The 22,182-nt window shown below is 51.2% G+C and carries 20 protein-coding genes; 18 read left to right on the forward strand and 2 right to left on the reverse strand.

The genetic code is table 11. The features are described from left to right. The first annotated feature begins 3 nt into the window (after nt 1-3). The 7 genes from PKO01S_RS11880 to PKO01S_RS11910 all read left to right on the forward strand — a co-directional run bounded on the left by PKO01S_RS11880 (nt 4) and on the right by PKO01S_RS11910 (nt 7,892). Complete coding sequence (locus PKO01S_RS11880; protein WP_281278845.1) at nt 4-1,005, forward strand: AAA family ATPase; 1,002 nt, start codon at nt 4-6, stop codon at nt 1,003-1,005. Nucleotides 1,006-1,018: 13 nt separating this feature from the next. Further along, nucleotides 1,019-2,122 (forward strand): DUF58 domain-containing protein, encoded by a 1,104-nt coding sequence (locus tag PKO01S_RS11885; RefSeq protein WP_127531560.1) that lies wholly within the window; start codon nt 1,019-1,021, stop codon nt 2,120-2,122. Beyond that, nucleotides 2,119-3,438 carry a DUF4129 domain-containing protein gene (locus PKO01S_RS11890; RefSeq protein WP_127531561.1) on the forward strand — a complete coding sequence of 440 codons (1,320 nt, stop codon included), beginning with the start codon at nt 2,119-2,121 and terminating at the stop codon, nt 3,436-3,438. Before PKO01S_RS11885 ends, PKO01S_RS11890 begins: the two co-directional genes overlap by 4 nt. A gap of 149 nt (nt 3,439-3,587) precedes the next feature. Next, nucleotides 3,588-5,171 carry a spore germination protein gene (locus PKO01S_RS11895; RefSeq protein WP_127531562.1) on the forward strand — a complete coding sequence of 528 codons (1,584 nt, stop codon included), beginning with the start codon at nt 3,588-3,590 and terminating at the stop codon, nt 5,169-5,171. A gap of 16 nt (nt 5,172-5,187) precedes the next feature. Beyond that, nucleotides 5,188-6,399: a Ger(x)C family spore germination protein gene (locus tag PKO01S_RS11900; RefSeq protein WP_164779580.1), complete on the forward strand. Its 1,212-nt coding sequence runs from the start codon at nt 5,188-5,190 to the stop codon at nt 6,397-6,399. 23 nt (nt 6,400-6,422) lie between these two features. Next, complete coding sequence (locus PKO01S_RS11905) at nt 6,423-6,677, forward strand: hypothetical protein (protein WP_127531564.1); 255 nt, start codon at nt 6,423-6,425, stop codon at nt 6,675-6,677. A 9-nt stretch (nt 6,678-6,686) separates the two neighbouring features. Continuing rightward, nucleotides 6,687-7,892 carry a GerAB/ArcD/ProY family transporter gene (locus PKO01S_RS11910; protein ID WP_281278846.1) on the forward strand — a complete coding sequence of 402 codons (1,206 nt, stop codon included), beginning with the start codon at nt 6,687-6,689 and terminating at the stop codon, nt 7,890-7,892. A 51-nt stretch (nt 7,893-7,943) separates the two neighbouring features. Here the strand turns inward: PKO01S_RS11910 and PKO01S_RS11915 are convergent, their stop codons facing one another. Together PKO01S_RS11915 and PKO01S_RS11920 are read right to left on the reverse strand one after the other, a co-directional pair. Beyond that, entirely contained in the window at nt 7,944-8,549 is a 606-nt protein-coding gene (locus PKO01S_RS11915; RefSeq protein WP_127531566.1) for an AAA family ATPase, read from the reverse strand. 230 nt (nt 8,550-8,779) lie between these two features. Then, complete coding sequence (locus PKO01S_RS11920; protein ID WP_127531567.1) at nt 8,780-9,682, reverse strand: helix-turn-helix domain-containing protein; 903 nt, start codon at nt 9,680-9,682, stop codon at nt 8,780-8,782. A gap of 175 nt (nt 9,683-9,857) precedes the next feature. On the opposite strand from PKO01S_RS11920, the gene PKO01S_RS11925 reads away from it, so the two are divergent. The 11 genes from PKO01S_RS11925 (at nt 9,858) to PKO01S_RS11975 (ending at nt 22,173) form a co-directional block, all read left to right on the forward strand. Next, nucleotides 9,858-12,017 carry a glycoside hydrolase family 52 protein gene (locus PKO01S_RS11925; protein WP_127531568.1) on the forward strand — a complete coding sequence of 720 codons (2,160 nt, stop codon included), beginning with the start codon at nt 9,858-9,860 and terminating at the stop codon, nt 12,015-12,017. Between the two features lie 140 nt (nt 12,018-12,157). Continuing rightward, nucleotides 12,158-12,739 (forward strand): LOG family protein, encoded by a 582-nt coding sequence (locus PKO01S_RS11930; protein ID WP_127531569.1) that lies wholly within the window; start codon nt 12,158-12,160, stop codon nt 12,737-12,739. Between the two features lie 154 nt (nt 12,740-12,893). After that, the gene (locus PKO01S_RS11935; protein ID WP_127531570.1) at nt 12,894-13,514 is read left to right on the forward strand and encodes a hypothetical protein; all 621 of its coding nucleotides are present in this window, start codon (nt 12,894-12,896) and stop codon (nt 13,512-13,514) included. A gap of 112 nt (nt 13,515-13,626) precedes the next feature. Beyond that, nucleotides 13,627-14,385 carry a cyclase family protein gene (locus PKO01S_RS11940; RefSeq protein ID WP_127531571.1) on the forward strand — a complete coding sequence of 253 codons (759 nt, stop codon included), beginning with the start codon at nt 13,627-13,629 and terminating at the stop codon, nt 14,383-14,385. 198 nt (nt 14,386-14,583) lie between these two features. After that, entirely contained in the window at nt 14,584-15,594 is a 1,011-nt protein-coding gene (locus PKO01S_RS11945) for a phosphotransferase enzyme family protein (protein WP_127531572.1), read from the forward strand. A gap of 148 nt (nt 15,595-15,742) precedes the next feature. Next, nucleotides 15,743-18,841, forward strand: coding sequence for an efflux RND transporter permease subunit (locus tag PKO01S_RS11950; RefSeq protein WP_127531573.1), 3,099 nt, complete (start codon nt 15,743-15,745; stop codon nt 18,839-18,841). A gap of 135 nt (nt 18,842-18,976) precedes the next feature. Continuing rightward, the gene (locus PKO01S_RS11955; RefSeq protein ID WP_127531574.1) at nt 18,977-19,504 is read left to right on the forward strand and encodes an RNA polymerase sigma factor; all 528 of its coding nucleotides are present in this window, start codon (nt 18,977-18,979) and stop codon (nt 19,502-19,504) included. Then, nucleotides 19,501-19,992: an anti-sigma factor family protein gene (locus PKO01S_RS11960; RefSeq protein WP_127531575.1), complete on the forward strand. Its 492-nt coding sequence runs from the start codon at nt 19,501-19,503 to the stop codon at nt 19,990-19,992. Before PKO01S_RS11955 ends, PKO01S_RS11960 begins: the two co-directional genes overlap by 4 nt. Nucleotides 19,993-19,998: 6 nt before the next feature. Next, nucleotides 19,999-20,820 carry a hypothetical protein gene (locus PKO01S_RS11965; protein ID WP_127531576.1) on the forward strand — a complete coding sequence of 274 codons (822 nt, stop codon included), beginning with the start codon at nt 19,999-20,001 and terminating at the stop codon, nt 20,818-20,820. Nucleotides 20,821-20,959: 139 nt separating this feature from the next. Next, complete coding sequence (locus PKO01S_RS11970; protein ID WP_127531577.1) at nt 20,960-21,289, forward strand: PadR family transcriptional regulator; 330 nt, start codon at nt 20,960-20,962, stop codon at nt 21,287-21,289. A 14-nt stretch (nt 21,290-21,303) separates the two neighbouring features. Next, entirely contained in the window at nt 21,304-22,173 is an 870-nt protein-coding gene (locus PKO01S_RS11975; RefSeq protein ID WP_127531578.1) for a pentapeptide repeat-containing protein, read from the forward strand. Nucleotides 22,174-22,182: the final 9 nt, after the last annotated feature.

Genomic DNA, 22,182 nt, shown 5'->3' on the forward strand with positions numbered 1-22,182 from the left:
CGAATCACGAACACCAATACAACCTTGAGGGAGAGTTCGACTATGAGTGTTAATACGATCCAGCAGTTGGCGGATCAAATTCGCCGAAATGTCAGCCAAGTGATTGTCGGGAAAGAGCAAATTGTGGATCAGTTGATTATCGCGCTTATTACGTCCGGTCACGTCTTGCTTGAAGACGTGCCGGGCACCGGTAAGACATTGCTCGCCAAGTCGCTGGCACGTTCGATTGACTGCGGCTTCAAGCGGGTGCAGTTCACGCCGGATTTGCTCCCGTCCGATCTTAGCGGCATTAACTTCTACAACCAGAAGTCAGGTGAATTCGAGTTCCGCCCAGGTCCGTTGTTCACGAATTTGCTGCTCGCTGACGAAATTAACCGCGCGACGCCGCGAACGCAATCCAGCCTGCTGGAATGTATGGAAGAGCGGCAGGTGAGCATCGACGGCACGACGCATGTGCTGCAACCGCCATTCATGGTTATCGCGACGCAGAACCCGATCGAGCAGCAAGGTACGTTCCCGCTGCCGGAAGCTCAGCTCGACCGGTTCTTGTTCAAGCTGAACATGGGATATCCGACCACAGAGGAGAGCATCAGCATTTTGAGCCGGTTCAAGGAGAGCAAGCCGCTCGAATCGCTGCTGCCGGTGGCGGATCCAAGTGCAATCGCCGAAGCGCAGCGTGAAGTTGTGAAAATTACGGTGAGTGAGGATGTGCTTCGCTACATCGTCGAAATTGCAGAGCGTACCCGTAAGCAAGAGGAAGTCGCAACCGGCGTCAGCCCCCGCGGCATGCAGGCGCTCATGGGCGCTTCTCAGGCTCGGGCAGCGCTGTCGGGCCGCGGCTACGTAACGCCGGACGACGTGAAGCAGCTGGCGGTTCCGGCCCTTGCACACCGTCTCGTGCTGAAAAGCTCCGCAAGGGCTAGAGGCGACCGCGGCGCTGCCGAGCGATTGATCGAGCGCGTGCTCAGCAGCGTCGAAGTGCCGGCCGAGCCGCTTCGTTCTTAGGAGCGGGAAGCTTATGGCGGCATATGGATTCATTCTGATTGGAATTATCGTTATTTATATTCAGCACGTCATTTTCCGCAAGCTCGCTCTTCGCCGTCTTACCTATGACCGCCAGTTCGACCGAACCGTATGCTTCGAAGGCGACGAAGTGCGGATGGTGGAGACGATTGGCAATGAGAAGCGGTTCCCGCTTCCATGGCTGAGGGTCGAATCGCTTCTAAGCTCGTCGCTGCGCTTTGGTGCCGACCCGTCTGCGAATCTGGATATTAGCACCGGACAATTTATGCAGAATCATAAAAGTTTCTTCAGCCTTATGCCGTGGCGAAGGATCCGAAGATCGCACCGTGTGACGGCAGCGCGCCGAGGCGTATATACGCTGTCGACGGTCACTTTGACCGCAGGTGATTTGTTCGGCATTAGCGCAGAAGCGAAGCAGTTCACATTCACGGAACGGATTATAGTCTATCCGCTGCCGGTCATGCCGGACGATCTAGAGTTGCCGGCACGCAGCTGGCAAGGAGAGTTGTCGGTGAAACGGTGGGTCGTCGAAGATCCGTTCCGGAGAATCGGCGTTCGGCCTTACCGGCCAACTGATTCGCTGCGGTTCGTGAACTGGAATGCGACGGCTAGAACGGGCCAACTGCAGGTTCATCAGCTCGATACGACAGCTGATTACGCTGTACTCGTCGTATTGAACGTGGAGGATCACGCTGATGTATGGCGGAACATCGTTGACTTGGAGACGATTGAAAGCGGCATTCGCACCGCTGCTGGCATAGCGAATGAATTGATTCGAAGCGGCATGGAAGTCGGCTTCGGCAGCAACGGTTGTCTGGACGACGAACGGCATTCGACGGTCTACGTTCCGTTGTCTGGCGGTGAACCTCATCTATACCGGATATATGAGACGCTGGCGCTGCTGCAGATTGAAAGATTAATGCCGATTCATGAGTATCTGCAGCAATTGGCGGACAAATTGGACACCGCAACCGATATTATTGTTCTTACGACGTATACCGATGACCGCGTCTTGGATGCGGCTGAACAGTTGGAAGCAGACGGACATCGCGTCGTCTATCAGATGCTCCACACGGAGAGCGAGGCGAAAGTATCATGAGTACCGCCGTTCGAATCCGAACATCTGCTGCCCATATAGCGCTTCGATCGCTTTTTATAGCGCTGCTGCTGCTTCCGGCCATTATAGCGCTTGCGTTATACGCAGTGCCGGATGATGCGCGCTTGCAGTGGATCATTGCCGTGCCGGTCGTATTCGCCTCTGGCGATGCGATGGCAAGAGTATTCGCCGGCAAGAGACGGTGGCTGGCAGACACCGCTGCCGTGCTCATCGTATTGGCCTATGATTATTGGACGTATGGGACGACGTCTATCGCTGTGTTGAGCGCCATCGTATATGCCGCCATCGTGGTATCCGGTACGTTGCGGCCGCGTGACGGATCCATCTGGTCCGTACCGCCTGCCGTATTCATTACTTCCTTCTTCCTGTATGCTATCGTTTCGTTCGTCTTGCAGAAGGAGCCGGATTCCTCCTTCTATTCGCGGATGCTGAACATAGGCGGCGCAGTGACGCTTATTCTCGCCTTATTCTTGTTCAACCGGAGCATGGTGCGTAAAGAGTCTTATTCCGATAATAACGGCGGAACCGTATCGAAATCGATACTATGGCAGAATCGGATACTTGTCGGAATTCTAAGTGCCGTTGCGCTGATCGTATCGTTTCTGTCCGATATTAGCGGATGGATTCGCCGGATGTTCGAGCAGTTCATCAATCAATTAAAAAAGTGGCTGGACTCACAACCGCCTGCAGCGAAGCCTGGACCGATATCGGACAGCGGTGAACAAGCCATCATGCCGCTTGATTCGGCAGAACCGAATCGATGGATCGAGCTAATAGGCACGGTCATGCAATATATCGGCACCGCATTAGCCGTCGCGGCTATCCTCTGGATGCTTTACAAGATTATACGAAAAATGCCGTTCCTCGCCCGTATGATCGAGAAGTGGGTTCAGCGTATGATGGGTAAGGAGCGTCTGGCAGCCGAGCAGGCCGGCTATGCGGACGAAACGGAGCAGATCGATCACGCTCCGCTTGCTGACCGGTTCCGGCGATTCGCCTCGGGGTTGATCCCAGGACGCACAGCAGATGAATGGGACCGGCTGCCGGACAATGCATCCCGGATTCGGTATTTGTACCGTTCAGCTATGCAAGCACGCCAACGTGAAGGCTATATCGCGAAGGTTCATTTGACTCCTAGAGAAACGGCGCGGGATCTGCACGATACCGGATCCGCTATGCGAGAGCTCCCAGAGACGATCGTTAACTTGTATGAACGTGCTCGATATGGCGGCCCTGACATCCATGACGACGAAGCAGAGGCAGCGCGAACGCTGGAGAAACCAAGCAAGAAGCCTTAATAACCCGTATGACCGTTAGCAGCCCTTCCGCCATCCTTACAGATGATGGAAGGGCTGTTTGCGTTGCGGCGTTTATCGGATTTTGTCGAAGGTAATACTGGATAGAAATGACTTTCACGCAGAAACAGACAGATGGAGGTGAGCGGGCAATGACAGCGTCGTCACAACAATCGAACCAGTCGTTTAACCCGCTCGCAACCGTACTGGACCGGCAGCTGGATGCTAATCTGCTTGCGATTCGAACGGCAACCGGCGGAAGCAGCGACATTGTATTTCGCGACTTGGTGCTCGTCAATCACCGGAAAGCGGCTATCATCTATACCGAAGGCTTGGTCGATACCCAGCAGCTTCAGCAGTTCATAATCGAATCGCTCACATTCGATTATGGCGAGCAGACGACGGAACAATTGCCGGAGGCGCTCGAAGAGCGTCCCTTCATCGAAGTGCTGCTCCAATCGGTTCTGAGAGCCGGCAGCATCATGCAGCATTCCCGGTTGGACGAGACGCTCAAAGCGGTCGTTTCCGGTATCGCTGTTCTGTTGATTGACCAATATGATCGTGCAATTGCGATCGATCTTAAGCGTTATCCGGATCGAGCGATCAGCGCTTCGGAGACGGAGACAGTCGTCCGCGGGCCGCGGGATTCCTTCACGGAGAACGTTCGGACGAATACGGCACTTATTAGACGAAGAATCAAGCATCCGGATTTAAGGATTGAGACGCTCAGTATTGGACGAATGACTCAGACGAATGTTCAGATCGTCTATTTGAACGGCGTCGCCCGTGAGAGCGTTGTTGAAGAAGTTCGAAGCCGGCTGAACCGGATCGATGTCGATGCCGTATTGGAGAGCGGCTATATCGAGGAGATGATTGAAGACAGCGCCTTCTCGCCATTTCCGACCATATATCACTCCGAGCGTCCCGATGTCATATCAGCGGAGCTGTTGGAAGGCAAAATAGCTATTATGGTGGACGGCACGCCGTTCGTTCTCGTCGTACCTGCGCTGTTCGTCTCATTCTTTCATTCTGCAGAAGATTATTATCAAAGGGCGGATGTGTCGAGCCTAATACGGGTGCTTCGTTTTATTGGCGTATTCTTTACCCTTCTTGGGCCGTCGTTCTATATTGCGCTCACATCTTTCCATCAGGAAATGCTGCCGACACAGCTTATCGTAAGCCTCGTCGCACAGCGGGAAGGCATTCCGTTTCCTGCATTCGTCGAGGCGTTGCTAATGGAAATTACATTTGATATTTTGCGCGAGGCAAGTGTACGAATGCCAAGAACGTTCGGCTCGACCGTCTCGTTCGTCGGTACGCTTGTTATCGGTCAATCGGCAGTTGAGGCGGGCATCGTCTCGCCGGCCATGCTGATCGTGGTTGCCGCGACGGCAATCTCAAGCTTTGTCATACCGGAGACGAGCATGTCGGTCGCGCTTCGTCTGCTCCGTTTTCCGCTCATGATCTTAAGTGCGACTTTCGGCTTGTTCGGCATGATGGCAGGCATTATTATTCTGGTTCTGCACTTGTGCAGTCTACGCTCGTTCGGCGTTCCTTACATGAGCCCGTTAGCCCCTTTAATAAAAGAGGATGTATCGGATACGCTGTTCAGGCTGCCCATGTGGGCGAACCGCTATCGTCCTCGCCAAATAGCAGCGGGGGACGGCAAGCGCTCTAACTCGTCTATGCCGAAACCGAATGCAACGCCGAATCCGAATAATGGGAACTCGTCCTAAGGAGCGTGTAACACCGATGGCACGTATGATTGGAGCGGGCTTCGTCGTGAAAAGTCTAATACTCGTTGTGCTGCTCGTTCCGGTGGCTGGCTGCTGGAGCAGCAAAGAGCTCAACGAGCTTGCCATTACGATGGGGATGGCTATTGATCAATACGAAGGCAACAAATTCCTTGTTACGGTGCAAGTCGTCGATTCCGGTGAAGTATCGGCGTCCAAAGGTACGCTTGGCCGGTCTCCTGTCATTCTGTACCGTGCGAAAGGCGATACGGTTTCAGAAGCATTGCAAAGGATGTCTACGTCTAGTCCGAGAGCTATTTATAATTCGCATCTGCGCGTGCTCGTGATCGGCGAAACGCTTGCCCGCAAGGGGATCAAAGATGTGCTTGATTATATATCGAGAAACTGGCAATTTCGCACCGATTTTCCCGTCATTATCGCGAAGGGAGCGCAAGCGGGCGATACATTGCGCGTATTGACGCCTATCGAATCCATTCCTGCCATACAAATGTTGAACGCGATCGAAAATTCTAAAAAATATTGGGCGCCGACAGTCGCCATCCATTTTGATGACCTTATTCGTGCGATGGTGAGCAAAGGCAGACAAGCAGTCGTCACCGGGATTCTACTGACTGGAGATGCGGAAGAGGGCGGCAAACGTTCGAATCTTGCAACGACGCTGCCGAAAAGCCGCCTCCGGTTAATTGGTTTGTCGGCATTCAAGAAAGATAAACTAATCGGCTGGCTGAACGAAAATGATAGCCGCGGGTACAATTTTATTATGGGCCAAGTGTATAAATCGACCGGCAATATTACGTGCGATGACGGCAAGCTTCTTGCATTGGAAGTGCTCAACGAAAAATCCAAGCTAAAAGCTTCTTTCCAAGGAGGGAAGCTGCGATTAGCAGCTGACATGAAAGTCGAAGCGAAAATTGCAGAGGTCGCCTGCGATATTAAATTGACACGAGATGAAACGATCCGTCAATTAGAAGCAAAGGCAGAGAAGCGCCTGAGGGAGATTGCTCAATCGGCATTGGATCGGATACAGCACGATCTTAAGGTAGATGTCTTCGGATACGGCGAGGTCGTTCATCGGCATTATCCGAAGTATTGGCGTCAAGTTAAAGCGAATTGGGACGAGCAATTCAGCAACACGCCCGTTGACCTGCAAGTCGATGTGAAGATTCGGCTTCTCGGCACGGTAACGGAAGCGCTGGAACGTGTCGATTAATCCGCGGGAGGCAGGTGCACAAGATGATTAGCGTAATCATATGGATTTGTTTGACCTCGATTGGACTGACTTTTCTGCAGTGGTTATTGCTCTTTCGGAAAAGGAGGGGGACAATCAGCGAACGTGTCGTATTCGGGGTCATCATGGTTGCAGCAACGGCACTCAATATCATGTTGTTGAATGACTGGATGACAACTTCTCCGCTCATTGTGCTGCGAGCGATATTCGGGCCTGCCTCTCAAATGCTGCAGCATTGGGGACTTGTCGGAAAGGAGTAGTGTGGTGTGGTGGAAGAAACAGTAGGAGTTCGGCAAATGTCGATTCTCGTATTTCATTTCATGCTCGGGACGTCGATACTCATTGCGCCTTCGAATATGGCGTTCGTAGCGAAGCAGGACGGTTGGCTAGCATCGATCTTAGGCATTGCTCTCATGATGGTGACTGTGTTTCTGTATGACTCGCTTATGAATCGGTATCCTAAGAAGACGTTGATCGAGATTATAGAGATTGTATTAGGGAAGTGGATCGGCAAAGTAATCGGGCTTGTAATGTTCGGCTATCTGTTTCTGCTCACATCGTTTCTCGTCCGAGTGGCAGGCAGCTTCATTACAACGCAGGTCATGCCGGAGACGCCGATCGAAGTCGTTCATATTGTACTTGCTATCATCGTCATGATTGCCGTTGGCTATGGCATTGAGACGATAGCGCGAGCAGCGGAATTGCTGTTCATGCCGGTGCTGTTCTTGTTCGTGCTGCTGGTAATCTTCCTAATGCCGGATATTCACTTCGACAATTTGCTGCCCATTATGGAGCGCGGACCGAAACCGATTGCGTTGGCTGCGTTCAATCTGTTTACCATCCAAGAAGTGTTGGTTTTCCTCATGCTCTATACGAACCTCAGTAAGCCGAACAAGTTCCGCAGAACCATGCTGGCGGGCGTAACGATTGGCGGGGGGGCGATCATTCTGACGGTTACCTTATGTATTCTGGTGCTCGGTTCAGATCTGACGGAGCGCAACATCTTCGCAAGTTATTCGCTGGCCAAAAAAATTTCAGTCGCCAAGTTTTTGCGAGTCGACGCTTTCATGGCGATCATATGGCTTATTGCATTGTTCTTCAAAACAGCAATCAGTTTCTATGGAGCTGCAGTTGCTTTGAAGCAGACACTGTCCTTGCATCGGTACAAAGTGCTCATACTGCCGCTCGGATTTCTTATGCTATGGCTGTCCATTATCGTGTACAGCAGCATTGTAGAATTTCTTAATTTTACGCCGGCGATCTGGTCACTGTACAGCGTTTGCCATGTCGTACTGCTTCCTATTCTGTTAATCGTAATCGATCGAATTCGGTTCGGTAATACACCTGGCGGGAAAGCGAAGCTGCAATCCGTACCGCCGAGCGGAGGTACGGCTGCTGATCCGAATCGAAATGCCAATGCCAGTCCGAATGGGAATGGGAGTGGGAGTGCAGTGATTTCGGCGCCAAATGAATAAAGCCGTCCGACGAATTCGTCAGACGGCTAATTGCATGAATGGCTTATTCGATTAAAGCGATACCGGCTGCTTATCCGCTGCGAAGCGGTACAACGATTCGACCTTGTCTTCCGTCAACTCACCGCTGTTATCGAACACCGTAATGGAAGAAGCGGGAATATCCCAGTTAATCTCAGGCACGAATTGTACGCGGGTAGCGAACGAATCCCAATTGTTGAGTTTCCACTGGTCGCGAACAGTTTGACGGTCGATGATGCGGTTCTTCTGCATCTCCATATCCGTCAGCGTGACGACGATCACTTTCACATCGACGTCGTTACGGGTCAATCCTGCGGATGTGATAACGTCTTCGATCCATTGCCTATTCTTAAGCTCGGCTGTGAACGGACTGATCATGAAGACGTTCTGGCCAGCAGCGAGATTCTCAATGCAAATGTCCTTCGTCGTATCATATTCAAGGTCACGAAGATTTTTCTTATAAAATTCCGAATCGCGGTCGCGAGGATCAAGACCGTTCTGAATGAGCATATGCTCGACGAAACGTCCGCCTACCGTGTCACGGTCGAGGAAGGACGCTGGGATTCGGGTTGCGAGCTTGCGTGCAACCGTTGTCTTGCCAGTACCAGCAACGCCTACGAAGAAGATTAGTTTCTGCAAAATATGGAGCCTCCACATGAATAATAGATTTATATATTGTAACATTAATTGTCTAATAGTAAAATAGCACATCCTGTAAGGATAACGTTGTCAGTCGTTAGTTGGTACGAGAAATGTGCAATTCGATCGGTTAACATAAACAAAATTATGTTAGATATAGAAGACTTGTTCCAAAAGCAAGAAAAGCTAGCGACGGAAATAGCTCATAAGAATAAAGGCAGCTTAACGCGTTACCGGGATACGGAGCGGTACTCGCGCGGAGACATGCCCGTCCATCGGCGGAACTGCTTGCTGAAGGTAGCGGCATCCTCATAGCCAAGCCGGACGGCAATTCCTTCCACCGTAAGGTCAGGGTCGAGCAATAGCAGCTTAGCTTCGCGAAGCATGAGGGAGGAGCGGAATGCCCGCGGCGACATGCTGTACGTCTCGCGGAAGACTCGTCCGCAATAAGCGACGCTGTAGCCGAGCGTACGGGCGATGTCCGCAATCGCCGCTTCGCTGTCGTCGCCTGCCTCCCGGTCCAAGACAGACAGCTCGATTCGGCGGGCGATCGTCTCGGCCAGACGCGTTGTCTGCAGCGAGACGGGATGCTTCTCGCCAGTCTCGGCGACGTCTTCAGGTGATGTTTCAGATAGTGCAGCGAGCAAGCCGTAAACAGCGGATAATGTCTTCATCCGGTCCGATGCGGTTTCGGCTTTCGTACCCGTAGCAAGCTCGATCAAGCGGGCGACGGCTGGACCGATGCGGCATTCCAAGGGAGAACCTTCCGAATACAGACCACGATCAAGCGCGAGAAGCGTCCGGCGCAGCACCGGGTCGTCTACGAGAAAATGCATGCAGAAGTAAGACATCGTCCCATGCCCGTCCGCAACACACTCATGATGTTCCCCTGGACGGACAAGGAAGATGTCTCCGGGACACTGCTCGTACACCGTGCCTTCCCGTGTGAAACGCTGCATCCCTTCGGTGACGACATTCAACTCGAACAAGGAATGCGTATGAGAAGGGTACGACCACGGGGTTTCCACTCGGCGCAGATGTGCGGCGAACAGTTGAAACGTCGTCTGTACGTCCGGCAAGATATGCAATTCCTTCGTTCCTGTCAGCAGCATTCGCCCCGATGTGTCTTCCATGGTTATATCTGTCCTCCGTTAGTGAACTTCATTTTCGACTCATTATACATGATTATGCGGTGACAGTCGTTCGGTTTGTCCAACTTTACGCTTGAAATGTCCCTGCCGGGCGCTCGGATGAAGTGATACCATAATCATGATGCAACATGAAACCATGATCTAGGAGGAGCTTCTTATGCCGCAAAATATGTGGTTCAACGCACATCATGCTCCCATCGGAGCATTTTCCAGCTTTACACTCGGGTACCCCGGTGCCAATGGCGGGCTCGATCTCGAACGCGGCCGGCCGCCAGGACAGAAAGTCTATATTGGCTTGGAACGAAATGACGGGAGCGGGACGTACGACGCTCTTCCATTCTTCGAGGATGTCGTAGACGAGAGCAAGCGGTACGCGGTTGGCGGCATCGGCGCTTCGGAATCGACGCAGGGCGTCGGTGCGGGCTCCGTTGTTGCACTCGACAAGAGCGCCGTGACACGTGAGCTCCGCTTGACGACAGATACATGGAAAGCAGGAGACTTGACTTTCAAAGTATACTCGCAGGCGCCTTCGATCCCGAACCCGGAAACGGCCAGCGAGGACGAGCTGAAGCTGACGCTAGTACCGGCAGTGCTAGTCGAAGTGACGGTCGATAATACGAACGGCACAAAGCCGCGCCGCGCATTCTTCGGTTACAGCGGCGACGACCCGTATGCAAACATGCGGCGCTTGGAGGAGACCTCCGGCAACCGGCTCGCCGGCATCGGTCAAGGCCGCATTACGGCCATTGCGTCGACGGCGACGCCGGACGTACGATCGGCGCTTGGATTCACGTTGGAACGTATACTGACGACGGAGCTGCAAGAGAACTGGACGTTCGGTCTGGGCGGCACGGGCGTAGTCTTGATGGATACGCCAGCCGGACAGAAGACTACGTACCGCTTCGCGGTCGCATTCTACCGTAACGGCCTGGTCACGACGGGCATCGATTCGTCCTACTATTATACGAAGCTGTTCCCGAATATCGAGGACGCAGCGTCGTTCGCACTAGAACGCTTCGACGATATCACGGCCGCTTGCGAAGCAGCGGAAAAGCGTTGGAGCCTGGAGGGCTTGAATGAGAATCAGCAGTTCCAGCTGTTCCATTCGATTCGCAGTTATTTCGGCTCGACGCAACTGATGGAAGCGGATGGCAAGCCGATGTGGATCGTCAACGAAGGCGAATACCGCATGATGAACACGTTCGACTTGACGGTCGACCATCTATATTTCGAGATGCACATGAACTCGTGGGTCGTGAAGAATGCGCTTGACTTGTTCGTGGACCGTTACTCGTACCACGACAACGTCCGCTTCCCGGGGGATGAGACGGAGTATCCGGGAGGGATTTCGTTCACGCACGATATGGGGGTCGCGAACGCGATGTCCCGCAAGCACTACTCCTCCTATGAAATGTACGGCTTGCACGATTGTTTCTCCCACATGACGCATGAACAGCTGGTCAACTGGGTGCTTTGCGCGACGGTATATGTACACGGCACGAAAGATGAGGCGTGGTTCGAACAACGCCGTGAAGTGTTCGTAGAATGCTTGGAGAGCATGCTGAACCGCGACCATCCGGATCCGGCGCAGCGCAACGGATTGATGAGCCTCGACAGCACGCGCGTCATGGGCGGCTCGGAAATCACGACCTACGACAGCTTGGACGCTTCGCTCGGCCAAGCCCGCAATAACATCTATATGGCTGGCAAGTGCTGGGCCGCTTACGTGGCGCTCGAGCGGCTGTTCCGCGAGCACGGCCTGGAGGACCTGGCGAATACAGCGGGCGTTCAAGCGGACCGCTGCGCATCGACACTCACCAGCCATTTGAAGCCTGAGGGCTATATTCCGGCGGTGCTCGAGAACGGCAACGACTCTCGTATCATTCCGGCGATTGAAGGGCTTGTATTCCCTTACTTTACAGGCAATCCGGAGGCGCTTGATCCGAACGGCCGATTCGGCGAGTACATCCAAGCACTCAAGAAACATCTCGACACGGTGCTTGTACCGGGCGTATGCCTATTCGAGGACGGCGGCTGGAAGCTGTCTTCGACAAGCGATAATTCTTGGCTCAGCAAGATCTACCTGTGCCAGTTCATCGCCCGCGAAATTCTCGGTCTGCCTTGGGACGAGAAGGGGGCGGCAGCCGACGCGGCACACGTGGAATGGCTGACGCATCCGGAATTGTCGTACTGGAGCTGGAGCGATCAGATCATCAAGGGCGAGATTATCGGCAGCAAATATTATCCGCGCGGTGTGACCAGCATTTTGTGGCTGCAGGAAACCGGCGCAGCGCAAATTTTGCCGCAACATTCATAAATCGCTAGAGAAGGCGCTTAATCGGGAAGTACCGATTAGGCGTCTTTTGTATAGGCAAGAACTTCATATCATTTCCGTCCAATCCATGGCAGAGCTTCGAATATGCTATTATGAAAATAAAAAAGGAGAGAAGCTCTGTCATGAAAACAATTGCTGTATTTTGCGGCTCCAGCGAAGGTGCCTCTTCCATATATAAAGAAAGTGCAATAAAGCTAGGTCAAGAGCTTGCCAGACGCCAAATCACCCTTATATATGGCGGTGCTAATGTGGGACTGATGGGAGCTGTTGCAGACGCCGCGTTGGAACAAGGCGGTCAAGTGATCGGGATCCTGCCAACCTTTTTGCAAAATCGTGAAATTGCGCATACGGGTCTAACCGAGCTTATGATGGTGGAGTCTATGCATGAGCGTAAAGCCAAGATGGCGGAAATGGCGGACGGATTCATTGCTCTTCCTGGCGGCCCTGGCACAATGGAAGAGTATTTCGAGATTTTCACATGGGGGCAACTCGGTTTGCACAAAAAGCCATGTGGATTTTTAAATATTAATCAGTATTTTGATCCGATCGTGTCGATGTTCGACATGATGGAGCGCGAGCAATTCATGCAGCCTAAATACCGCTCTATGGTTATCACGGATCATACTGCAGAAGGTATTCTGGAACAATTCTCAAGCTACGTTGCCCCTTCAGTCAAAACCTATCTGACCGATCAACGCACCTGATCGATCGCCCCGGCAATTACTCTAGCCAGACTGATGTCGTTATCAAGGGGCAGGAGAGCGTATACTTGGTCATCTTTACCACGAATCCGCTTTCTGATATGATACATTATGTATCATACTATTAGTAGTTGTTATATCAAGGGAGTGCGGGATCATGGATAATGAGCCATCTAAACCTCAATCCTGGTGGCAGACGCTGCCGGGTATCTTAACAGCAGTGACAGGCATTCTAACGGCTGCGACCGGTTTGATTGTCGCCCTGTCCCAAGCTGGTGTCTTCTCGAATAGCGATAATTCAGTCCCGCCGCCGGCGGTGATGACAACTACGGATTCTCCCGCAGAGTCTCCTGAGACGTCGGAGACGTCCGAGATGTCAGAGACGACTGAGTTGTCTGGGGCGTCTGAGACGTCTGCGCCAACAACGGATGACGCAGCAGATGCCAGTGTGGAGCAAAAATTACTAGCTGCCAATATTGAGTTAGGCCCAACATCCGCAGACGCAGAGAAGACACGCGGATACCTTGCCGGGGCAAACTCGGCTTACCTTCTGTTGGCCGACAGTTGTGTTCAAATTTTGGACAATCTGCGTTTGAAAAAGGTGGCCTATCTGGACGTCATCGACAAACACTATACGATGCTGGTCGGCGAGGAGAACTACGTCTCTTCCGATGGCCAATTGAATATGGAGAAATTGAAAGAGGCGATCGTAAACGCGGACAACGAGATCCACGGCTCCGATGCGACGACCTTCGAACAAATCGTCGAGTCTCGTTGAACCGCGCTATTTGTACCTAATACATAACTGTTCTTCACGCCTCATCCATGAGTATGGCATTCGATGGTATAATGAACTTCATAGTATTGGAAGATTCAGGAGGAATGAAGAGATGAAGCTAATCGATCTAAGCGTACCCATCAGTCCAAGTATTCGTGAGCCGCTGCCGGCAAAGATCGAATATTCAAGTCATGAGGATGGAGCAAAGCAGGCTGCTGCAGTCCTCGGACTGAACAACACCGACTTCCCGGAGAGCAAAGCTTGGGCGACAGAGACGGTTACGCTGAATACGCATGCAGGTACGCATGTTGATGCGCCTTGGCACTACTGGCCAACCTCGGAAGGCAAGCCGGCCAGAACGATCGACGAGCTGCCGCTCGAATGGTTTTATTCCGACGGGGTTGTCCTCGATTTCAGTTCGAAACCGCCTGGCTATGAAATCACGACGGAAGATCTCATTGCCGAGTTGGCACGAATCGGATACACGCTGAAGCCGCTGGACATCGTCTTGATCCGGAGCGATGCGGACAAACGGCTTTATCACGAGCATTACGCCTTCCTGCACGCTGGTGTATCCGCCGAGGCGACGGTGTGGCTTCTCGATCAGGGCATCAAGGTGGTTGGCACGGACGGATGGGGATGGGATATCCCGCTCAATCTGCAAGCCGAGTCCTTCAAGAAAGATCCGCGCGAAGGCGTACTGTGGGCCGCTCATTACGTGGGCAAAGACCGGGAATACTGCCAGATCGAGAAGCTGGCTAACCTGGATCAAATTCCGCAGCCGTTCGGCTTCAAGGTCAGCTGCTTCCCCGTCAAGGTGGAGAAGGCAAGCGCTGGCTGGGCTCGCCCGGTTGCGATTGTAGAGGGTTAAATTATAGTTTAATACTGAGAAAGTTAAGAGCCGTCTTTTCAAGATGAAAAGACGGCTTGATTTCTGTCAGCAGCAGTTCTTAATTTATAATTAAAGTTAACCGACCGATTAATTCCAATATGTGTTAACCTATTCAATGTAAGATCATTAATTTAATTTGGGCTATCCCAGGTGATGAACGCCAAAGGGGAATAACAGATGAAGAGCGGTTTTCAGATGGATACAGATAGCAATCGCCGACTTACGCTTAAGCAAACGAAACAAGCAGCGCTAAATGTTCTGCAATACTACAATGTCGAATGGAATGAAATCCATTTCATTCAGGTATCTGAACACGTCACCTTCCGCATTCAGTGCGGCGAAGGGGATTCCTTTTTATTGCGCATACATCCAGGGAATAAAGCCCATTCTGAAGTGAGTTCAGAACTCGAATGGCTGGCCCATTTAAGAGGTAAAGGGTTAATTGTACCTGAGGGTGTGAGAAACCAAAGCGGAGAGTTTATTACCGTTACGACGATGACAGATGATGCCGATGCCGGACCGTATTACGCGACCTTGATGAGATGGATCGAAGGGGAACGCTTAACGAAATGGGCCCTTACCGAGGATCATATTCGAACGATGGCAGCATTGATGGCGGACCTGCATGGAGCAAGCGTTGATTTTGTTCCTAGCAGCACTTTCACACGAACCGTTTGGGGAAGCGAAAGCTTCAACCGGGATTGGGTGCATTTGCAGCAGCATTATGCTCACTTCATTACAGAAAAAGCCTTCCCGTTATATACCGCAGCCGCAGCTAAAGTTGCCGATCAACTCCAAACCGTCACAACTGATGCACAAAATTACGGAGTCATACATGCAGATCTGCATAGCGGGAATATCGTGTTCAAAGATGAGCAACCGTTTGCCATTGATTTCGGCAGATCCGGCTTCGGCTACCACATATACGATATGGCGCAAACGATCATGGGACTTCAGCCGCATCAAAGAAAGCTATATTTCGATAGCTATGTCAAGGTCAGACCACTCTGCGATAATGCGATTCCTATGCTGGAGTGCTTCTTCATCATGTCAATCATCGAAGCCTATAGTTTCCATGCGGAGAACTCACTGGAGACGGAAGGCCTCATCGAAGAGCAGTCGTATGCACAAGCCATATTGAGAGCCTATTTGAATGGAGAGCCGTTCTTGTTCCAGACGTTTGATTAACATACCGCCAGGTGCGACCGGGAACGAAAGCCGCATTTATTGCGGCTTTTTTATTTTGCGTTATTGTTGTTCAAAAAAAAATGATAGGGAATGAACAATCCGAACAACTCCGGTGTCCTTTCAAATATAAAACGAGAGGAGCCTACAAATGAAACGATTAATAGAAGCTGTTATGCAAAGATCCGCTATTATTTTAATCTGTGTTATTCTTCTATTGGCATGGGGAGGTGTCGCGGCATACCAGATGCAACGCGACTATTTGCCAGGCATCAATAATACGACTTTGATGGTCTCGCTGCGGGCATCTTCCTACCAAGCCAACCAGGTACAACGCGATATTGCGGCGCCGCTTCAAGAAGCAATACGTAAGACGAACGGACTGTCGAGCATCCAGACAACTTCTTATGATGGCGGAGTGCTCATGAATCTGGCATATCCGATGGATTACGATATGAATAAAGCCGAAAGCGCCATTAAGCAAGCGCTGAACGAAGCTAATCTGCCCGATGGTTTAAACAAACCGGTCGTAACTAGGCTGACTTCCAGCACCTTCCCGGTTCTGAGCTATAGCTTGACCTCAGCGAGCACAAGGATCGACGATTTGACCCTGCAATCCACGACACAGACGGCTATCGTCAATCAACTGAAATCCGTTCCTGGTGTCGCCGAGGTACAGACGGTCGGCGGTGCGAACAAAGGCTACGTCGTACTCGTACGGATGAAGGATTTGACGGCCAAAGGGTTTACACTCGACGATTTCAACAAATCAATTGCAGCCGGCATACCGTCCCTGCAGGGAAATGTGGCTAACGTGAAAGCTTCATTTCCAATTAAAATCGATGGTTGGGAATTAAGCGAGCAGGATCTGAACCATCTGCAAATAAAGAATAAAGACAACGCCGCTGTATCGCTTCAAGATGTCGCGTCGGTATCGCAGTCGTTAACGGACGTGAAGACCGTCTCGCGCACGAACGGTGAAGCGAGCGTCCAAATAAACGTGATTAAAACCCCATCGGCTACGATTACGGATGTGGCGAAACAAGTAAAAGCACGGGTGAATGCGATTCCTGAGATTCAAAATCACGAAGTGGTGATGCAATTGATCACCGACCGGGCGCAGGATTTAAACGACTCGCTGATGGGACTTGTTCGTGAAGGATTGCTCGGTTGCTTGTTCTCGATGTTATGCGTCTTATTCTTCTTCCGCAACGTACGTTCGACCTTGTTGATCGCCATCTCTTTGCCAATCTCTTTGTTAGCTACTACAGCGGTTCTCCATTCAATGGGCGTTACGCTGAACATTCTGACCGTATCCGGTCTCATTGTGGCAATGGGACGTATTGTAGACGATGCGATCGTTATTCTGGATAATATGTACAATAGGGTGCAGGAGAACCGTGGCAAACCGATCCTCCCAGTACTAGCTTCCGCTGTTGTAGAGATGCTTCCCGCAATCTTCGCCTCGACGGCGACAACGATTGCAGTCTATGTCCCGATTGCCTTGGTCGGCGGCATTATAGGCGCATCTTACTCCGGTTTTGCATGGTCGGTTGTCATTGCGCTTGTCGTATCTTTCCTTGTTGCGATGGTCGTTATCCCAACACTGGCATTCATGGGCTGGAAGGAGCCCAAAGGAAAGGCGGTCACGCTCGAGCCGTTGTTGAAGCCGCTGCTTGTCACAGCGCTCGCACGCAAGAAGACCGTTATCAGCGTTTCGCTTATTGTGTTTATCGCAGCGGCATACTTCGCAACACAGCTGCCATTCAGTCTCCTGCCTAGTTCGGCTATTGGACAAGTCGCCATCCAGATCGAACTCCCGAAAGGTTCGGCACTGTCCGTCGTCGATAACAAAGTGAAAGAGGTCGAAGCAGTTCTGCATCAAGATCCGAAGGTCGCTTCCTATTCTGCAACGTTCGGATCCTCGTTCACACCGACGGCAGATGATGTATTCGACCAGGGGGGCGGATATATTCAGCAGCCGAATGTGGCCAATCTCTCGATTGTGCTCAAAGACAAGAATGCGGTCGATGCGGCAATAACCGAATTGAAGTCCGAGCTGTCTCCGCTTGCTGAACAAGCGGCGATAACGGTTACGAATCAAAGCCTGGCGGGCGATGATTCCTTGATCAACATTAAACTCTCCGGCTCGGACCAACAAACGTTGGATCAATCAGCCCAGCTCGTTCGCACGAAGCTTGCTGCAATTTCAGGGTTGGCAGTGGCAGGCAAGTCCGATTTGACCAATGGCATTCCGAAATTTGATGTGCATTTCGATAAAGCGAAAGTAGAGGCAGCCGGCATTGAGCCTGTTGAGATCAATAAAGTCGTGGCTCGTTATTTGTCCAAAGGGAAGGACTTTGATCTTCCGGTATCTTCGGGCAACGGGATCATTCCTGTCGATGTGTATATTGATCCGATTGCTCAGGGAACCAATAAAGATACCCATATGCCCGTTTATTCTCCTCAACAGGTACTGGATTCGTTGTCTGCTGAACCATTGACGGGAACGAACAACCGAACGTACCGATTGGATCAGGTCGCGTCTATACAGACGAGCAGCGCATCTTCTTCGATCGTGGAACAAGACGGCGAACCCGTTTCGATCGTATCGGCGCAAATTACGACCCGCAATATGAGCAAAGTGTCTAATGCGGTGAATGAGACTTTGGCAGGAATCCAGTTGCCTAATGGGGTGACCTACTCCACAGGCGGCATTACGGCACAAATTACGCAAATGATCATCGAGATGACAATCGCGGTCGTCGTATCGATCCTGCTTGTCCTAATGATCACGAGCTTCGTGTTTAAAGGATGGAAAGCGCCGCTTGCCGTGATGATTAGCATTCCGCTCGCCTTATCCGGCGTTGTGATTGCCCTGTATACGATCCATGGACAATGGAATCTTGCGGCATTGATCGGTGTACTGATGCTGACCGGTATTGTCGTAACGAACGGCATTGTGCTCATCGACCAAATCGAGAGGAATCGTAAAGAAGGCTTACCGCTGCGAGAGGCCGTTCTGTCAGGCGGTATGTCGAGGGTAAGACCGATCTTCATGACGGCCGGCACAACGGTATTGACGCTCATACCGCTTGCCTTAACACACCATACGGATACCGTCATCTCGCAAGTGCTTGGCATAGTGGTCATCGGCGGGATGGTGACATCTACACTGAACAGCTTTATCGTGATCCCTATCATTTACGAATGGTTGCATGGAAGGAAGAAACAAACCACGCACAATTAACTCGTGTTTCAACTGGTCATTGTGGCCGGAGCAACCCATAAACCGTGTGTATGGCGGTTTATGGGTTCACTGACCGCTTGCGATTCATTTCTGCGCAAAGCGATTAGTTCATCAGCTTGTAGGGGTTGAAGACGAGTGGACGAGGAGTTACATCGAATCATTCGCCGCGCGAAGCGGGGAGACAAAGAAGCATATGCCCAACTCGTCAAGGATTTCAAAGATCCTGTTTACCGTTATGCGTTAGGCATGTTGAATGATCGAATGGATGCAGAAGACATTGCGCAAGAAGCTTTTGTGAAGGCGTATTATTCTTTACCAGGTCTTGAGAGCGAATTCGCTTTCTCGTCCTGGTTGTTTCAAATTGTGTCGAACCTATCCAAGAATCGATTGAAGAAGCGGATGAGAGAGCGAAATTACTATGAGGAAGCAGAGGAATCGACGATGGCGGAGCCTTCCGATCCGTCGGAGAAACTTTCGATCGAACAATCGTTAGCCCGACTTTCGCCGGAGCATCGCGAGGTCATTCTTCTGCACGACGTGCAAGGGTACCGTTACGAGGAGATCGCGCAGGTGACCAACGTACCGCTTGGAACAGTCAAATCACGTTTATTTGCCGCCAGAACGGCATTACGCAACGATCTAAGGAAGGGGGAGTTGTCATGATCGGTCACCTCAACGATCAATTGTCAGCCTACTTGGATGACGAACTGAATGAAGAAGAGAAGAAAGCCATTGAAGCGCATCTCGAAAGCTGCGAATCGTGTCAAGCGCTTCTGGACGTTTGGTTGGCTATGCAAGAACAAGTGAAAGATATCTTTCAGTTCGCTCAAGCACCTGCTCATATTGAAGCCAATGTGATGGCGACAATCGAACGGAATCCACAACTTTTCGTGAGGAAGCGCTGGTTCGCGATCCCGTTGATTGTCATTTTACTTATTAGTGTATTTGGCATCACAACAGGCACCATGTTCGTAAAGTTCATTCATAGCTTTACGAGATTGTTCGTAGCGATTCTTTATATGGCGACGCATTTCCTATCCAATGTTCCCTTTGTCGCGTTATCGGTTTCTGTCTTATCGCTAATCGTTTTGACGGCTTCCATCTATTCGCTTCGAAAGGCGTTTCAGCCAGCGTCAATGGAGAGGGGATAACGGCAAATGAGAAAGGCAGCCCCAATAATAGGCTTTATCCTCTTGTTCATGTTGATCTTCATCCCCGTTCAAGCATCGGCGGCAGCGATTTTCGAACATCAGAACACCGTTGTTCCAGCAGGGCAAACGGTAGACGATGTGTATGTGGTGGGCGGAGATGCTGAGATTCAGGGACATGTGACAGGTATCGTCGTTGTGATCAACGGTGATCTGCATGCAGCGAGTACCGCGATAGTAGAGGGAATGGTTGTTGTGATTGGAGGGAAGGTCGATCAATCGCCAGGCGCTGAATTTGGCGACGATGTGTTTGACCTGTCATTGGATGGACCAACGCAGAACAGTCTGTTGATCGGCGGGGGGCTAATCGTTGGGCTATGGGTCATCCAGTTGGGTGGATCGATACTGCTCGTATTAATCCCAACCTTAATCAGTCTGATCGGAAAAAGAAAAACGCAAGCATTCATTGACCGGTTCTCCCCAACATCCTGGAGCAGGTTGCTGTATATCGGTTTCTTGAGCGGCGTGGTTGTTACAGCGGTTAGCGTTCTGCTGTTCATCACCATCGTCGGCATTCCGGTTCTGATTCTAATTCTTGTTATACTCATTCTGATCTTATTTGCAGGACTGACGGTTATCGGCCATCGTATCGGTGAACAGTTCCGGGGAGCAGCCTATAAGCCGGATTGGTTGAAAGTGATGATTGGAACTATGCTCATAACGGCAGTCATCAACTTTCCATTCTTGGGATGGATTGCTCTGCTGTCCCTTGTTCTGATTTCGCTCGGAATTTGTGTGGAATGGATGTTCTCCAAGCGAAAACGGTCATAATAACTGCCACGGAAACCGCGCCCAGCGCGGTTTTTTTTATTTGAGATGCACCACTTACTTCAGACAGAGTATTATATTCCATGAAGTACCTTGACAGTCACAGTACTATATCTTATTATGAAGTCATGGAGGTGATGATATGAGCGAGAACAAGATCACATCCGACCTGCTCCGCGGACATACGGATACGATGATTTTAAGGCTTTTGTCTGAAGCTGACCGGTACGGTTACGAGATTGTCAAGCTGATCGCCGAGCGTTCGGATGGTGAATATGAACTCAAGGAAGCGACGATGTACTCCAGCTTCCGGAGGCTTGAAGCAGACGGCGACATCGAGTGGTATTGGGGCGATGAATCACAGGGCGGACGACGCAAATATTTCCGGATTACGAACAAAGGCAAGGATACCTACGACCGCAATAAAAGCAATTGGGAGTATGCGAAACGCGTGTTAGAAAACTTATTATAGGGAGATGGATGAAGATGAATAACAAAGTAACCGACTATTTGAACAGTGTGTTTACGCCGTATGACGGAGTGAAAAGCGTTAATGATTTGAAAGCCGACCTGCTCTCGGATCTGCAGGAGCGTTACAGCGAACTTAAAGCGGAAGGCAAAGATGATGAAACGGCGTTCAAGATGACGGTTGAAAGTATCGGCGACATCGAGCAGACGATTCTGGAAGTCGCTAACCTCTCGCGTTCGCTGGAACGGCAAGTGCAGATCAACCTCACGGCGAAAAATTTGCAGGGCAGCGACTTCGCAGGTGTCACACTGCATAAAGGAAAATTCAAAGCGAGCGCGCTGCGCGGTGCCGACTTCGCGAGGGCAGACTTGACTGGCAGCTCGTTTATTGCCAGCGATGCGGGTGAAGCCCATTTTGATGGTGCCGATCTGACAGACTGCAGCTTAGCCACGACTGACCTTACGAATGCGAGCTTCAATAAAACCATTCTTGTTCGCACCCACTTCAGCACATCCGGGCTTGACGGAGCTACTTTCACCGATACTAAACTGACCGACGTCACGTTCACGAAGTCCGACCTTCGAAAAACCAATTTTAACAACTGCAGCTATAACGGCGTTGATTTCAAATATTGCGATCTGCGCGGGAAAAGCTTTGACGGACAGACGTTCATCGGTGTTAAGTTTGACCGTACTGCACTGAACGACGCTTCATTCAAGGGGGCGACGCTTAAGAATGTGTCGATCACGCCGCCATTTTCTCTGACGAACAAAAATTATATTGCCCTCAAAACGATCAACTTTGACGGAGCGATTATGGATAAGTTGACTTATACCGCGCTTAAAGGCTTATGGACCGTCGATTTGTCGAACGTCACAGTCATTTAAGGAAGGGGA

Origin of the sequence: Paenibacillus kobensis NBRC 15729 (assembly GCF_004000825.1) — a bacterium.
Lineage (GTDB): Bacteria > Bacillota > Bacilli > Paenibacillales > Paenibacillaceae > Paenibacillus_T > Paenibacillus_T kobensis.